Annotated in this window: 13 protein-coding genes; 11 read left to right on the top strand and 2 right to left on the bottom strand. The window is 64.4% G+C overall.

What is annotated here, in order from left to right; all coding sequences use genetic code 11:
* Window positions 1-68: 68 nt before the first annotated feature.
* Window positions 69-1,106, bottom strand: coding sequence for a cell division protein FtsZ (ftsZ, locus tag LB577_RS16385; protein ID WP_224687480.1), 1,038 nt, complete (start codon window positions 1,104-1,106; stop codon window positions 69-71).
* A gap of 412 nt (window positions 1,107-1,518) precedes the next feature.
* On the opposite strand from ftsZ, the gene LB577_RS16380 reads away from it, so the two are divergent.
* The 4 genes from LB577_RS16380 to LB577_RS16365 all read left to right on the top strand — a co-directional run bounded on the left by LB577_RS16380 (window position 1,519) and on the right by LB577_RS16365 (window position 6,229).
* Window positions 1,519-3,561 carry a N,N-dimethylformamidase beta subunit family domain-containing protein gene (locus LB577_RS16380; RefSeq protein ID WP_224687479.1) on the top strand — a complete coding sequence of 681 codons (2,043 nt, stop codon included), beginning with the start codon at window positions 1,519-1,521 and terminating at the stop codon, window positions 3,559-3,561.
* Window positions 3,562-3,746: 185 nt separating this feature from the next.
* A complete protein-coding gene (locus tag LB577_RS16375) occupies window positions 3,747-4,445 on the top strand; it encodes a GntR family transcriptional regulator (RefSeq protein WP_224687478.1) in 699 nt (232 codons plus the stop codon).
* Between the two features lie 94 nt (window positions 4,446-4,539).
* On the top strand, window positions 4,540-4,761 hold the full coding sequence (locus LB577_RS16370; protein ID WP_224687477.1) for a hypothetical protein: 222 nt from the start codon (window positions 4,540-4,542) through the stop codon (window positions 4,759-4,761).
* Between the two features lie 112 nt (window positions 4,762-4,873).
* Window positions 4,874-6,229 carry a glutamine synthetase family protein gene (locus LB577_RS16365; protein WP_224687476.1) on the top strand — a complete coding sequence of 452 codons (1,356 nt, stop codon included), beginning with the start codon at window positions 4,874-4,876 and terminating at the stop codon, window positions 6,227-6,229.
* 6 nt (window positions 6,230-6,235) lie between these two features.
* Here the strand turns inward: LB577_RS16365 and LB577_RS16360 are convergent, their stop codons facing one another.
* Window positions 6,236-7,093 carry a MurR/RpiR family transcriptional regulator gene (locus LB577_RS16360; protein ID WP_023764791.1) on the bottom strand — a complete coding sequence of 286 codons (858 nt, stop codon included), beginning with the start codon at window positions 7,091-7,093 and terminating at the stop codon, window positions 6,236-6,238.
* Between the two features lie 205 nt (window positions 7,094-7,298).
* Between LB577_RS16360 and murA the strand changes: the two genes are divergently transcribed.
* The 7 genes from murA (at window position 7,299) to LB577_RS16325 (ending at window position 15,804) form a co-directional block, all read left to right on the top strand.
* On the top strand, window positions 7,299-8,555 hold the full coding sequence (gene murA, locus LB577_RS16355) for a UDP-N-acetylglucosamine 1-carboxyvinyltransferase (RefSeq protein WP_224687475.1): 1,257 nt from the start codon (window positions 7,299-7,301) through the stop codon (window positions 8,553-8,555).
* Complete coding sequence (locus LB577_RS16350) at window positions 8,552-9,433, top strand: N-acetylglucosamine kinase (RefSeq protein WP_224687474.1); 882 nt, start codon at window positions 8,552-8,554, stop codon at window positions 9,431-9,433. Before murA ends, LB577_RS16350 begins: the two co-directional genes overlap by 4 nt.
* A gap of 173 nt (window positions 9,434-9,606) precedes the next feature.
* Window positions 9,607-10,530, top strand: a complete 924-nt coding sequence (gene murQ, locus LB577_RS16345) for an N-acetylmuramic acid 6-phosphate etherase (protein WP_224687473.1) — start codon at window positions 9,607-9,609, stop codon at window positions 10,528-10,530.
* Window positions 10,531-10,650: 120 nt separating this feature from the next.
* On the top strand, window positions 10,651-12,168 hold the full coding sequence (locus LB577_RS16340; protein ID WP_224687472.1) for an ABC transporter substrate-binding protein: 1,518 nt from the start codon (window positions 10,651-10,653) through the stop codon (window positions 12,166-12,168).
* Between the two features lie 92 nt (window positions 12,169-12,260).
* Window positions 12,261-13,220, top strand: a complete 960-nt coding sequence (locus tag LB577_RS16335; RefSeq protein WP_224687471.1) for an ABC transporter permease — start codon at window positions 12,261-12,263, stop codon at window positions 13,218-13,220.
* The gene (locus LB577_RS16330; RefSeq protein ID WP_224687470.1) at window positions 13,220-14,059 is read left to right on the top strand and encodes an ABC transporter permease; all 840 of its coding nucleotides are present in this window, start codon (window positions 13,220-13,222) and stop codon (window positions 14,057-14,059) included. The genes LB577_RS16335 and LB577_RS16330 overlap by 1 nt, the downstream gene beginning before the upstream one ends.
* Window positions 14,056-15,804, top strand: a complete 1,749-nt coding sequence (locus tag LB577_RS16325) for an ABC transporter ATP-binding protein (protein ID WP_224687469.1) — start codon at window positions 14,056-14,058, stop codon at window positions 15,802-15,804. Before LB577_RS16330 ends, LB577_RS16325 begins: the two co-directional genes overlap by 4 nt.
* Window positions 15,805-16,056 lie beyond the last annotated feature (252 nt).

Genomic DNA, 16,056 nt, shown 5'->3' with positions numbered 1-16,056 from the left:
GCACGCTACTGTTTAGCGGCCCCCCCACGGAAAACAAGCCTCGCCTGGGATACGTCCGAAAGGGCAGCTTACTGCAAGATCCGCGCGGCGGGCGGCATGGAATGGTCATGCGCGATGCCGGCATCGGCATCGCCCACACCGAGTGCGCGGTCGAGACCGGTCGCCACCACCGAAACCCGGAAGCGGCCTTCCATGCTCTTGTCGAAGATGGCGCCGACGATGATATCGGCGTCCTCATAGACCTCCTCGCGGATGCGGGTGGCGGCCTCGTCGACCTCGAACAGGGTCATGTCCCTGCCGCCCGATATCGAGACCAGGACGCCCTTGGCGCCCTTCATCGACACCTCGTCGAGCAGCGGATTGGCGATCGCGGCTTCCGCCGCCTTCATCGCGCGGCTGTCGCCGGACGCCTCGCCGGTTCCCATCATGGCGCGGCCCATGCCGCGCATCACCGATTTGACGTCGGCGAAGTCAAGATTGATCAGGCCTTCCTTGACGATGAGATCGGTGATGCAGCTGACGCCGGAATAGAGCACCCGGTCGGCAATGACGAAGGCGTCGGCGAAGGTGGTCTTGGCATCGGCGATCCGGAACAGGTTCTGGTTGGGGATCACGATCACCGTGTCGGCGGCCTCGCGCAGCCGCTCGATGCCTTCTTCGGCCATCTGCATGCGGCGCCTGCCCTCGAAGGTGAAAGGCTTGGTGACGACGCCCACGGTCAGGATGCCGGCCTTGCGCGCCGCTTGCGCGATGATCGGCGCAGCACCGGTTCCGGTGCCGCCGCCCATACCGGCGGTGACGAAACACATATGCGTGCCGGCCAGATGATCCATGATCTCGTCGAGCGACTCCTCGGCCGCGGCACGGCCGATCTCGGGAAGCGATCCGGCGCCCAGCCCCTCGGTGACGTGAGCGCCAAGCTGGATCAGCCGCGTCGCCTTCGACATGGTCAACGCCTGCGCATCGGTGTTGGCGGCAATGAACTCGGTTCCCTGAAGCTGCTCCGCGATCATGTTGTTGATGGCGTTGCCGCCGCCGCCGCCGACGCCGATGACGGTGATCTTCGGTCTCATCTCGGAGATCTCGGGCTTTGTGAACTCTGCCATGCCGCTTTCTCCTTCATGAATTGCGCGCGCTTCACGGCCCACCCGCACATGTCCTTTGGGGGCAATGCAACCGGGCGGCACGACGCGAATCAGTCCGCCCAAGTGGGTACCCCAAAAAGCCAGAGAGCGGCCAGAGGTGCAAGACCGCGCAAGCTCAAGATTTATGATGAAGGGGCCGACCTCGCGCGACCGACCTGTCCGGCCCCGGCGATCGGGCGCGGTCCGGTGGCTTTTCAGGACGCCTTGCGCTCGGAAACGTGGCTGGGTCGCCCCCTCCATGATCGACATGAGCGCGAACAATTCCGCCTGCGATGAAAGCCGCATTGTTGTAAAAGCTGCTTGCGAAAAGCAGGGATGCGAGCGATTTGTCCAGTATGCCCTCCGAGGAAGTACACAGGCCGGGATCGCGGAAATGAAACGTCCCGTCGATCATGGCGCCATGGCCGTTTCAGGCTACACGGTACCCTGGCACACGGGGGCCGGGACGCCTATCGCTCTCCATGTCTCCTCGTCACGGCAGGTGCGCGATGTGCGGATTGTGCGGCTCGACACAGCCGAGTTCATGGACTGGCATGTCGAACCGACCGGCAATGCCCCCTCGCATCGCGACTTCGATCATGGGTCCTTCCTGAAGATCGCGGCGTCGGAACTGGCCAAGGCCACCGAAATCACCGGTGTCGCCTTCGAGGTGTATTTGACCCGCAATGACGGCGCCCGCGTGCTCTTCGAAAGCGGACACTTGTGCCTCGGCTTGCAGGACGGACGGCTGACGTGGGGCCATGACGGCAAGCTGCTCGAAACGATCTTGCCGGCAAACACCTGGCTGACGGTCGAGATTTCGACCGATAGGAGCGGGACGGCGTTGAAGATCAGCTCGGACGATCTCCTGGCGCCGTTTCGCCTGCATCATCAAGTGGACCTGCCCTGGTCTCGGTCCGGCGATATGCTCTTCGGCGCCAGCGCGGCAAAGGATGTCAGGTCGCTCAACGCCAAATTCTCGTCGATTGCGCTGCAAAGCGAAGCCGGTCGCATCGGTTGGACCTTCCCTACCCTGCTGCCGAGTGGCCCGATCACCTCGACAGGCGGCGATAGCGCCCTGTTGCTGGAAACGGTCAACCAGCCGGCCTTCTGCATGACCTCGCGCCGCTTTGACGGGTTGAGCTTCGATCCAAGGCTGGTGCCGTCGCATTACGACGCGGTGCATTGCCATGACGACGACATGGGCGCCCTGCAGTGGCCCGCCTCATACCATTTGCAGATCCCGGCGGAAGCGTCTGCCGGCGTTTATGCTTTCGAGGTCGGGCACGAGGGTGGATCGGAGCGCATCGTCTTCTTCATCACCTCGACAACACGCCGGGCGCCGCTGCTGTTCCTGGTGCCGACCGCCACCTATCTCGCCTATGCCGATGAATTCCTGCCGGCACATCTCTACGAATGGATGTGCGAAGACCGTGGCCATCGCTTCGCCATCGATAACAATCTGAAATCGCTCTACGACTATCACAGCGACCTCAGCGGCGTGTCGATCTCGTCCTACAAAAAGCCGAAGGCGACGCTGCGCGACGACTACAATTATCCGCTGTGTGGCTGCCCGCACAATCTGCCCGTCGACCTGCATTTTCTGCGCTTCTCCCACAGTAACGGCATCGCCTTCGATCTCATCACCGACCGCGACCTGCATGAGCGGGGCGTTGCGGGCCTTGAGGAATACCGGGCGGTCATCACCGGCAGCCATCCCGAATACATGTCGGTCGATATGGAACATGCGCTGCGCCAGTTCGCGGCGGCTGGCGGCAGCATCGCCTATCTCGGCGGCAATGGCTTTGCCGGCAAGGTCGCGTTCCAGGACGATCTGATGGAACTACGCCGCTCGCCACTCGAGGCCGCCCGGACCTGGGACGGGCCGCTCGCCGAACAATCGCTGTCGATCACCAACCAGCCGGGTGGCTATCTCCGCGCCAGCGGGCGCGGCGAATTCTCGCTGACCGGCGTCGCCATTTCCCTGATGGGTTTCGACGCCGCGCGGCCCTTTACGCGCACACCGGAAAGCCATGGCGCTTCCGCGGCATGGTTGTTCGACGGCGTCGCCAGCGAGACCTTCGGCGACGAGGGCATCGTGCTGGGCGGTGCGGCCGGCTATGAGGTCGACGCCACCGACCCGCATCTCGGCACCTCTCCCGATACAATAGTCATTGCCCGCGCGACCGGCTTCCCCGACAGCTTCGTCCACGACGCGACGCGCTGGTACGAGGGTGGCGAGGATGAGCGCGCATCGCGGCGCTGCGCGGAGATGACGCTGCGCCATCTGCCTTCGGGCGGTCTGATTTTCTGCGCAAGTTCGGTCGCCTGGTGCGGCGCCTTGCCTGCCGGCGACGCCATGAACGACGTCGGCAGGATCACGAAGAATTTGCTGATGCATCTGGCGGCAAAGGGTCGGGCGAACCCTGATCGATGAAGCGTTCTCGCGCCGGCGAGCGGCATCATGGAAGTCGCGTCATTGCCGGCCGAGAACCGCGACCTCATCCGCCCGCGGCATCGCGGGTTGGCTTGCCGTTCGACGATCGAAGCGTCTATCATGCCTCATCCGCGGCTGTTGTCGTCAGGCCAGATTTCAGAACGAGCGAAGTAGCGCCCCCGCCAATGGCCGAGAGAACACAATTCGGGTTGAGCGCCGTCGACACCGTCCCCTTGCATGAGAAGGTCTATCTGGAGCTCGTGCGGGCCCTGATGTCCGGCCAGTTCGCCCCCGGCCAGAGGCTGACCTCGCGCAAGCTCGCCAAGGAGCTCGGCACCAGCGACATGCCGGTGCGCAGCGCCTTCATGCGGCTGCAGGCGCTGCGGGCGTTGAGCCCGATGCCGAACGGCAGCGTCGAGGTGCCGCTCATTTCTGCCGAACGGTTCTCGCAATTGACCGCCGCGCGCACCATCCTCGAAGGCTCGGCGACCGAACTTGCGACCAAACGCATCAACGGCAACAATCTGCGCGCGATCCGACGCCTTTGCAGCGAACTGACGCTCGCGGCGCGCGAAGGCGACATCGACGACTATCTCAGGAAAAACCACGACTTCAAATTCTCGATCTATCGCCATTGCGGCAACGAGCAGATGATCTTCCTGATCGAGACCGTCTGGATGCAGGTTGGCCCCTTCCTGAGGAACCTCGCCATGGGCTTCGAGGACGACCTCTCCTCCATCCTCGACATCGACTATCACGAGGAGGTCGTCGCTGCGATCGAGGCCCAGGACGCGACGCGCGCCCGTGCGGCCATCGTTCGCGACATCGACGAAGGCGCCGCGCACATCCTGCGACAGGCCAGGTTTCCGGAATCCAGGAGCTAGGATTGAGACTTCTGATAGGCGGCTATGGTTCTTTCCACCTTGGAGATTGGCTGAAGCCTCTCGTCATCCTATGGCGGAGCAAGGAGCTCCGCCCGTGGATGACGAAATCATTGATGTTTCAGCTAATCGCAAGGCATGCGGTCCATCAACGCAAGGGGATCAAGACTTCCTGCCGAAGGACCAGCATCCACCCAAGAGCTGCGGGCCTAGAATGCCCCTTGGCTTTCGCCCTTCTTGCCTCTATGTTGCGATCGCAGATCGCGCAATTGGTTTTCAAATGCCTCCCGACATCCCAGCTAATGAGTTGAAAAAATAAGGAAAACTATCCGGCAGCTGCCGGATATGCTTCCCGAAAACTCACAAGCGTTTTTACCAGGGATAGTGCAGCCAGCCGGGCTTGGGCACCTTCGAAAACCAGAGGTTTGAAATTGAGCGATGCAATTGCGGACGTGCTGAGCTGGCTTGAAAGCAGAAACGACATACAGAGCCTGAGGGCGGCGGTGTGCGACCTCAACGGCGTCATGCGCGGAAAACGCATCCCCGTCGAGCAGGCGCGCAAGGCGCTGGAGGGCAAGCTGCGCATGCCCTATTCGCTGATCGGATTGGACATCTGGGGCGAGGACATCGAGGGCAACACGCTGGTTTTCTCGACTGGCGACGCGGATGGACTTTGCCAATGGACGGGACGCGGCATTCTGCCGGTGGAATGGACGGCGCATCCGACGGCGCTCGTCCCGCTCTGGCTCGCCGACGAAAACGGTGCGCCCTATCTCGGCGATCCCCGGAGGGCGCTGGCCCGCATCCTCGACCGCTACAAGGCGCTCGGCCTGACCCCGGTCGCGGCAACGGAACTTGAGTTCTACCTGGTCGATCCGCAATCGCAGCGGCCGGTCGGGCCTGTCTCGCCGGTCACCGGTCGCCGCCTCGATTCCGACGCGGCGCTGTCGATCGACGAGATCGACGACTTCGAGGCCTTCATCCACGACGTCTATGAGGCCTGCCGGGCGCAAGGCATTCCCGTCGATACGGCGATTGCCGAAAACGGCGTCGGCCAGTTCGAGATCAATCTGAACCATGTCGCGGACGCGTTGCGGGCGGCCGACGACGCCGTGCTGTTCAAGCGCACGGTGAAGGGCATTGCCCGCAAGCACGGCTTTGCCGCCTGCTTCATGGCAAAACCCTATGGCGACCGGGCCGGCAACGGCTTTCATGTCCATTTCAGCGTGGTCGATGCCGAAGGGCGCAATGTGTTCGATGACGGCACCGATCAGGGTTCGGAAACCATGCGCCACGCGGTCGGCGGGCTGCTCGCGGCAATGGCCGAGAGCACGCTGGTGTTCGCACCGCACTTCAATTCCTACCGCAGGCTTCGCCCGCGCTCCTATGCGCCGACCGCTGTCGCCTGGGGTTACGAGAACCGCATGGTCGCGATCCGCATTCCCGGCGGCCCGACCGCCGCGCGCCGCATCGAGCATCGCGTGTCGGGAGCGGACGCCAATCCCTATCTCGTGCTGGCCGCCATACTGGGCGCGGCGCTGATCGGCATTGAAAGGCAGGTGTCGCCCGGCGAGCCGACAGGCAGCGACGGACAAGGCGTTGTCCCAGCCAAGCTGCCGCCGGACTGGGCGTCGGCGATCGCGACGTTCGAAAGCGGAACGCATGTGGCGGAGATCTTCCCGACGATCCTGCGCGACTCCTTCATCGCCTGCAAACGCCAGGAGCTGAATACGTTCGCCCTCAATGTCAGCGACTTCGAGATCGAGACCTATCTCGAAAGCGTCTAGGCCCTACTACGACCGCTCGGCCTTCAGCACCGAGACCGCCGCCTCGCTGTTGTGGACATAGTCGTTGGCGTCGGGCTGCCTTTGCACCAGAAGGATGAACAACAGGTCGGTCAGCGCCAGCTGCGCGTCGCGCGCGGTGATGGAGGAGGAGCGCGCACGCTCCTCGTCGGCGATGGTGTAGAGGCAGATGTCCGCGACGCGGCTCAGCGGATTGTCGTGGAGGCCGGTGACGGCGATCACCATCGTGCCGCGCTTGCGGGCCAGCTCGGCGATGCGCAAGGTTTCGATGCTGGCGCCGGAATAGGAGAGCGCGAACAGCACGTCGCCGGGTCCGAGCGTCGCGGCATTGGCCATCTGGATGTGGCTGTCGCTGTCATGCAGCACATTGCGGCCGAGCTTCATCAGCTTGTAGGAGAAATCGCGCGCCACCAGCGAGGAGGCGCCGACGCCGGCCAGATGGACGCGGCGCGCGCCATCCAGCAATTCCAGCGTCCTGGTGATGATGCGCTCTGTATTGGCGGCGACGGTCTGCTGCATCGACAGAAGCTTGCTGCCGATCAGCTTCTTCAGGATCACCTGGTAGCCGTCGCCGACCTCGATCGACCCGTGGATGACGCCGGCCGGCACCTGCCACTCCTGCGCCTTGGCCTCGCTGACCGCGAGCTTGAGTTCCTGGTAGCTGGCATAGCCGAGCTTCTGGCTGAACTTGACGACGCTCGACTGGCTGCGCCCGATCTCGGCCGCAAGCGCCGCCGTCGAGAGCCGCAGCATCTGGTCGGGATTGTCGACGATGTAGCGGCCGATCTCGCGATCGCCGGTCGCCATGCCGTCGAGCTTCGCATTGATCCTGTTCAGAATGGACAAGGGATTGCCTCGCGCTTTTCGGTCCCGCACGCCGACAGCCCGTTGTCATCGCTCCTGGCTGGCAGCCTATGGAACCAAGGAATAAATTATTCCAATTTCGATTGACAGCCGAGAATGCAGAATTAATTCTCGAACGGGATCGGGTCGAAATCCGGATTCTGAACAGACCCGAACGCCCCGGCTTTCGTCGCACAAGGTTTCAGCCATGGACAGATTGCGGATCGTCGGCGGGCACAGGCTGCAAGGCGCGGTCACCATATCCGGCGCCAAGAACGCCGCTCTGCCGCAGATCGCGGCCGCCCTGCTCAGCCCATACCCGCTCGAACTGACCAACCTGCCCGATGTGACCGACGTCGAGAACATGCTCGGCGTCGTGCGGCTTCACGGCGCCGAAGTCACACGGTCCGCGCATGCCGCGACGATCGACACTAGTGCCGCCGTTTCGAAGGAGACATCCTACGACACGGTCCGAAAGATGCGGGCAACGGTGCTGGTGCTGGCACCGCTGCTTGCACGCTTCGGCCACGCGCGGGTTTCGCTGCCGGGCGGCTGCGCCATCGGCGCGCGGCCGGTCGATATGCATGTTTCGGCGCTAGCAGCCTTGGGCGCCAGGATTGCCATCGAAAACGGTTCGATCGTCGCCTCGGCGCCGAACGGGCTGACCGGCACGCGCATCGTGCTCAGTTCGCCGTCGGTCGGGGCAACGGAAACCGCCATGATGGCGGCAACCGCGGCCAAGGGCGAAACCGAGATCCTCAACGCGGCGCGCGAGCCCGAGGTGGCCGATCTCGCCGCTTGCCTCACCGCCATGGGCGCGCGCGTCGAGGGCGCCGGCACGCACCGCATCCTGATCGCCGGCGACACTTCCTGGCAAGCGGCCAGGCACGACATCATCCCGGACCGGATCGAGGCCGGCACCTATGCCATTGCCGCGGCGATCACCGGCGGCCAGCTCGAGCTCACCCATGCCCGGCTCGAGCACATGGCTTCGGTGGTGCAATTGCTCGAGGCCACCGGCGTCAGCGTCTGGCCCGGCGACCGTGGGCTGATCGTCTCGCGCGACCGGCCGCTTAAGGCGGTCGACCTCACGACGGAACCCTATCCGGGATTTCCAACCGACCTGCAGGCGCAGTTCATGGCGCTGATGTGCTGTGCGCAGGGCGCATCGCTGCTGCGCGAGACCATCTTCGAAAACCGCTTCATGCATGTGCCCGAGCTGATGCGGCTCGGCGCCAACATCAAGTTGCAGGGAACCATGGCGCTGGTGCGCGGCGGCGAGACACTGCACGGCGCGCAGGTGATGGCCACCGATCTGCGCGCTTCGGTGTCGCTGGTGCTGGCGGCGCTGGTCTCCCAGGGCGACACCATCATCAACCGCGTCTATCACCTCGACCGTGGCTACGAGCAACTGGACCGCAAGCTGCGCCTTTGCGGCGCCGACATCGAGCGGCTGAGCGCATGAGCGGCGGCCGATCGGACTATTTTCTCGGCGTCGACGGTGGCGGCACCGGATGCCGGGCCCGCATCGAAGACGCGGATGGAACCGTGCTGGGACAGGGCCTGTCCGGCCCGGCGACGACGCGGCTTGGCATCGATGCTGCCTGGGCCTCCGTTGCCAGGGCATTTGACGCGGCGGTCGAGGAGGCCGGTTTCGGCCCGGACGACACCGCTCGTGTCAGCGCCGGCATCGGCCTTGCCGGTATCGGCCGCAAGGGCGCGCTGGAGGCATTGCGAGCGATCGCGCATCCCTTTGCCAGCATCGATTTCGTCAGCGACGGGGTCGGTGCCTGTCTCGGCGCGCATTCCGGCCAGGACGGCGCCATCGTCATTGCCGGCACGGGCTCGATCGGCCTGGGCTTTGTCGAGGGCCACGACCTGCGCGTCGGCGGTTACGGCTTTCCGATTTCCGACGAGGGCAGCGGCGCCGAACTTGGCCTGAAGGCCGTGCAGCTGGCGCTGCGCGCCCATGACGGCCGGCACGAGCGGACGCCGCTGCTGGCCGAGGTGATGCAGCGCTTCGAAGACGATCCCATGGAAGCGGTCGCCTGGATGGACCGCGCCAGCGCCACGGACTACGCCGTGCTGGCGCCGATGGTGATGCGCCATGCCGACCAGGGCGACCCGGCCGGGCGGCGCATCGTGCAGGGTGCCGCCGAGCAGATCGATACGCTGGTGCGGGTGCTGTTCGAAAAAGGCGCGCCGCGCGTGACCTTGCTGGGCGGCCTCGCCAGTCCGCTCGAGCCCTGGCTTTCTCCCGATGTGCGGCGCCGGCTGAAACCCGCCGACGGGGACGCCGTATCCGGCGCGATCATACTTGCCAAAAGGGCGCTTAGCGCCTGACCCTGCGGGAATAATCTATTCCAGATATGTGTTGACGGTACGAATATTCAATTCTAAAAAGTTAACAAAGGCGAGCACGGCGGCCAGCACGGACCTTATAGGCGGTACGCGGCGTTTCAGGCGAAGAGCGCTGCCTCGCCGCTGGCTCCGCCGTATGGTTTGAAAGCACTGGAATGACCGAGCAAGGGTTGATGTCTGAGCTGGACCGGCTGGTTTCCGAAGGCCGAAACCCTCGAACTGTCGATATCGACCTGCTGCCGACCATCGACGTGCTGCACAAGATCAATGACGAGGACAGGGTTGTGCCGGCGGCTGTCGAAAAGGTGCTGCCGGAAATCGCCGCCGCGGTCGACCGGATCGTGCTCGCCTTCCAGAAAGGCGCACGGCTGATCTACCTGGGCGCCGGCACCAGCGGCCGGCTTGGGGTTCTCGACGCATCGGAATGCCCACCCACCTTCGGCGTGCCCGAAGGTATGGTGGTTGGCCTGATCGCCGGCGGTGCCGATGCCTTGGTGCGATCGCTGGAAGGCGCGGAGGACGATCCGAAAATGGGCGCCATGGCCTTGCAGGAGATCGGCCTTACACAGGACGACGTTGTGGTCGGCATCGCGGTCAGCGGGCGCACGCCCTATGTCGTTGGCGGGCTGACCTATGCCAGGCAGGTGGGCTCAACCACGATTGCCCTGTCCTGCAATCCGGCATCGACCATTGCCGGCATCGCCGACATCGCGATCTCGCCTGTCGTCGGCCCGGAGGTGCTCACCGGCTCGACCCGGCTGAAGTCGGGAACCGCGCAGAAGCTGGTGCTCAACATGCTGACCACGGCCTCGATGATCCGAATCGGCAAGAGCTATGAGAATCTGATGGTCGACCTCAACCCGTCCAACAGGAAGCTGGTGGCGCGGGCCATCAGGATCGTCATGCAGACGACCGGCTGCCCGGCGCAGCAGGCCAGACAGGCGCTCACCCAGACCGGTAACGACGTCAAGCTGGCGATCCTGGTGACGATCACCGGCATGGGCGTCGAGGAGGCGCGGACAGCGCTCGGCAAGGCTGGAGGATTCCTGCGCAAGGCAATCAGCGACGGGAAGGCATGAGCCGTATGGGACAGACGCCGTCAGGCCGCATAGACTGGGCCGATACTCCGAAGCATGTGTGTCTGGAAGCGGTCGGCAGAAACTGAAAGGCATCAAGTCAAATCATAATGGGAGACGAAAATGACAAGGCATTTCACGAGAACCCTGCTGTCGGGAATCACAGTTGCAGCCATGCTCGGCGTGGCAGCGGCATCGGCCCAGGCGGCAACGCTGCACATGGCCTGGTCGCAGGACGCCACCGGGCTTGACCCGCACAAGCAGACGGCTTTTTCGTCGCTGCGGCTGCTGGAACTGATCTATGAGCCGCTGGTGCGAGTCGATGCCAGCCTGCAGATCATCCCCGCCGTCGCCACGTCCTGGCAGTTTTCGCAAGACGGCAAGGAACTGACGTTCAAGCTCGATCCCAAGGCGAAATTCCAGGATGGCGCGGCCGTCACCTCGGCCGACGTCAAGGCCTCGTTCGAGCGCATCCTCGACGAGAAGACCGGTGCGGCTGCCCGCGCCAACTTCCTGTCGATCGCCAGCATCGACACGCCTGATGCGGCAACCGTGGTGTTCCATCTGTCGCAACCCGACGTGCCGATCCTGACGGCGATGAGCGACGTCAACGCGGCGATCGTTCCGGCCAGCGAGATCAAGGCCGGGTCGATCGGCACCAAGGCGGTCGGCTCCGGTCCGTTCAAGCTCGACAAGTGGGACCCCAACGCCAGGGAAGTCTTGAGCGCCAACCGGGACTGGGCGGGCGGTGTTACCGGCGTCGACGGGATCGAGATCAGCGTGTTGCCCGATGAAGCGGCGATCCTGGCCGCCATGCGCACCAAGCAGATCGATTTCGCGCTGCTCAATGATCCGCTGGTCGCCACGCTGGTGCCGAAGGAGGCCAGCCTGCAGCTCAACCGCGCGCCGGTGCTCGCCTACAACGTGCTGCAGCTCAATCCGTCGCGCAAGCCGATGACCGAGCTCAAGGTGCGCCAGGCGATCTCCTGCGCCATCGATCGGCAGGAGGTGCTGGACACCGCCGCGCTCGGCGAAGGCAAGGTCACCGGCCCGCTGACCATTCCCGCACTCGCGACCGATCCCAGCCAGCTGTTCTGCTACAAGCGCGACGTCGAAAAAGCCAAGAAGCTGATGGAAGAGGCCGGCTTTGCCGACGGCTTTTCGGCGACGGTGATCGGCGCCACCGGCGAGCCGCCGACGGCGGCGGCGGAGGCCCAGGTCATCCAGTCGCAGCTCGCCGAAATCGGCGTCAAGCTCGACATCAAGATGATGGAGCTCAACGTCTATGTCGACGCCTGGCTGAAGGGCGATTTCGACATGGCCATCGCGCTCAATGGCGGCCGCGCCGACCCCTACACCATGTACAACCGCTACTGGACCAAGACAGGCAATCTGCAGAAGGTGGCGAACTACATCGACGACACGCTAGACAGCCAGATGCAGCAGGGCCGCGCCGAGACCGATCCGGCCAAACGCAAGGCGATCTTCGCTGCGTTCGAGAAGCACCTCGCCGAGATGTCGCCGTGGATCTGGCTCTACACGTCCTACAGCTACACGGCCCAGCAGAAAACCGTCTCCGGCTTCGTGCCGACGCCAACGGGCACGCTGTTCAGCCTGAGCAAGGTTACCATCCAGCAGTAGCCGCCTCCAGATCAGTAGAAAGAGCGTGATGTCGTCGGAAAACCGCTTCACACTTTTTCGGCATCATGCTCTAGACGAGAGGTATCCTTCGCGTGAACTATCTGATGCGGCGACTGGCGACGTTTCCTCTCGTCCTGCTTGGCGTGTCCATCCTGGTCTTCGTGGCGATCCGGATGGTGCCGGGCGATTCGATCACGGCGATGCTGGGGACGGAAGCCGGCCTGCTGACGCCGGCGCAACGGGATTCGCTCGCCGCCTATTTCGGCATCGACCAGCCCTGGTTCGTCCAGTACTGGCGATGGATAGGCGGCATCCTGCACGGTAATCTCGGCATCTCCGTCACCTATGGCAGGCCGGTGTTCGACGTCATCCTCGAGCGCTTCCCGCTGACGCTGGAGCTAGCCGTGCTGTCGATGATCATCGCGCTGGCGGTCGGCCTGCCGGCGGGCATCTACGCCGCCACACACAATGAAAAGCCGTCCGATCTCGGGGTGCGCATCGTCGCCATGGTCGGCCAGTCGACGCCGAGCTTCGTGCTGGGCCTGCTGATCATCTACACGCTGTCGGCCGGCTTCGGCGTGCTGCCGGCGATGGGCGAATTCGCGCCGCTCTGGCAGGATCCGCTGCGCAATCTCAGCCAGCTGATCCTGCCCGCCATCACGCTCGGCTTCGCCTTTGCGGCGTCGGTCACCCGCATAGCGCGTTCGGCCATGCTCGACGTGTTGAGCGACGACTATGTGCGCACCGCCCGCAGCAAGGGCTCGTCGGCACGCAGCGTCATCTGGCGGCATGCGCTCCCCAACGCGTTGATCCCGGTGGTGACGCTGAGCGGAATCGAGTTCGGTTATCTCCTGGGCGGCGCCGTCATCGTCGAGCAGATCTATGCGTTGCCAGGACTCGGCCGCATGGTGCTCGACGCGATCCTGCAGCGCGACTACGCGCTGGTGCAGGGATCCGTGCTGTTCATCGCCTTCAACTTCATGATCGTCAACCTCCTGGTCGATCTCGCCTATGTCGCGCTCGATCCGCGCATCCGGCTGGGAGAGCAATGATGCGCATCGCGCGCGCCATTTTCGGGCACGGCAGTGGCCGCATCGGCGGTGTCATCGTCGGCGTCTATCTCGTACTCGCTGTCCTCGGCCTGCTCGGGCTGACGCCGCACAACCCGATCACGCAGTTCCGCGTCGACCGGCTGCATGCACCCAACAGCGCCTACTGGATGGGGACCGACCTGTTCGGCCGCGACGTGGCAAGCCGGCTGATGGCGGGCATTGGCCAGTCCTTCACGGTCGCCTTCTTCTCGGTCGCCTTCGCCGCACTCGCCGGCACGGTGCTCGGACTGGCCGCCGCCTGGCTCGGCCGCCGCTGGGACGGCGTGGTGATGCGGATCATGGATGTGCTGCTGGCCTTTCCGGCTATCCTGCTGGCGCTGCTCATCGTCACCGTTGCCGGGCCGGGCACCTGGACCAGTGTCGTTGCCATCGGCATCGTCTACACGCCGATCTTCACGCGCGTGGTGCGCGGCCCTGCTCTGTCGCTCAAGACGCGCGAATTCGTCGATGCCGCGCGCACCTTCGGCAGCAGTTCGAGCTACATCGTGACGCGGCACCTGCTGCTCAATCTGGTGGCGCCATTGACCGTCCAGGTGACGCTGGCGCTGGCCTGGGCGCTGCTGACGGAAGCCGGCCTCAGCTTCCTCGGGCTCGGCACGCAGCCCCCGGCCGCGTCGCTCGGCCTGATGCTGAGCGACAGCCGCAACCTGATGGAGACCGCACCCTGGCTGATGATCTTCCCCGGCCTGACCATCATGATCAGCATCCTCGGCTTCAACCTGCTTGGCGACGCGCTGCGCGACATCCTCGACCCGAAGATGCGGAGGGCACCGGCATGAGCCCCTTGCTGTCGGTATCGGACCTGCGCGTCGGCTTCGGCCGCAACCCGCAAGCCAACGAAGTGGTGCGCGGCGTCAGCTTCGATCTCGGCGATGGTGAGACGCTGGCTATTGTCGGGGAAAGCGGCTCGGGTAAATCCGTCACCGCGCTGTCGATCAACCGGCTGATCGATTTCGGCGGCGGCCGCATCACCGGCGGCGCCATGAAGCTGAAGCGCGCCGACGGCAGCCTCTTCGACCTGATGGACGCCACCGAGCCGCAACTGACCCGCATTCGGGGCGCCGAGATCGGCATGATCTTCCAGGAGCCGATGACCTCGCTCAATCCAGTGCTGACCATTGGCACGCAGATCGAGGAATCGTTCCGGCTGCATCGCGGCCTGACCGGCCGGCAAGCCACGGCCGCCGCCAGGGATGCGCTCGACCGCGTGCGCATTCCCGATGCGGCACGGCGGCTGAAATACACGCCCAACCAGCTGTCGGGCGGCATGCTGCAGCGGGTGATGATCGCCATTGCGCTGGCCTGCAATCCGCGCCTGCTGATCGCCGACGAGCCGACGACCGCGCTCGATGTCACCGTGCAGGCGCAGATCATGGCGCTGCTGGCCGAGCTGAAGCGCGAGACCGGCATGTCGATGATGTTCATCACCCATGACATCGGCCTGGTTGCCGGCATTGCCGACAAGGTGATGGTGATGCAGAACGGACAGGCCGTCGAACAGGGCGAGCTGAACCAGATCCTCGACAGGCCGCAGCATCCCTACACGCAGCATCTGCTGCAGGACGTGCCGCATTTCACCAACGGCAGGGCGACACGTGCCGACGGACAGCGCGACAAGGACGTACACTTAGAACCGGCTTTGAGGGTCGACGGTCTCGTCGTGCGGTTTCCGCTCAAGAGCAATTTCTTCAGCCGCGCCACCGGCGCAGTGCATGCCGTCGACGGCGTCGACTTCGACCTGATGCCAGGCGAAACGCTGGCGATTGTCGGCGAGAGCGGCTCGGGCAAGTCAACTACCGCAAAGGCGGTCCTTGGGCTGGTACGTTCCACGCGTGGCAGCTTCTCAGTTCACGCCCAAATGCCCTCGGCGGAGCACAGCGCCAAGCCCGTGCAGATGGTGTTCCAGAATCCCTACGCTTCGCTCAACCCGAGGCTGACCATCGAGAGCATTCTGGCCGAGCCGGTGATCGCCACCAGCGGCCGCGTGAATGCCGAAGCCCGAACTAGGATGGCGAACCTGCTGGGACGCGTCGGCCTGCCAAAGAACAGCCTGGAGCGTTATCCGCATGAATTCTCCGGCGGCCAGCGGCAAAGGCTGTGCATAGCGCGGGCGCTGATGCTCAACCCGTCCGTGGTCGTGCTGGATGAAGCGGTGTCGGCGTTGGACGTCTCGGTGCAGGCCAAGGTGCTGGAGTTGCTGGTCGACCTACAGCGCGAGTTCGGGCTGGCCTATCTGTTCATTTCGCACGACATGGCGGTCGTCGAACGGATCGCGCATCGCATCGCCGTCATCTATGCCGGCCAGATCGTCGAGATCGGCGACGCGGCCTCGGTGCTGTCGAAGCCGCGGCATTCCTATACGAAAAAGCTGATCGCCGCCGTTCCGACCATCGAGCGGCGGCGCGAGCATTTCGAGATCAACACGCGGCAGGTTCCCTCGCTGGTGCGGCCGCAAGGGTTCGAGCCGGCGCCGGCGCGATGGGAGGAATTTGGCGGGGATCATCGAGCGAGGGTGGAAGGGTGAAGCCTGTGCTGCAGACACATCCAAACTCGGCAGGACAGCGCCCCCCTCTGCCCTGCCGGGCATCTCCCCCTCAAGAGGGGAGATTGGATGCCGCCACCGCTTTCGCCAATCTCCTGCGTTGGAAGGGGAGCGGAAGGCCAAAGCTGCCAATCTCCCCCCTTGAGGGGGAGATGCCCGGCAGGGCAGAGGGGGGCGCCGTAGAGCGCCAACTTTCGAGTGGAGGCCGGCCTTGACCGCCCTCGCCCAACTCTT

This window comes from Mesorhizobium sp. B283B1A (assembly GCF_020165735.1).
GTDB lineage: Bacteria > Pseudomonadota > Alphaproteobacteria > Rhizobiales > Rhizobiaceae > Mesorhizobium > Mesorhizobium opportunistum.
This window is presented reverse-complemented; position numbering and strand designations above follow the sequence as displayed.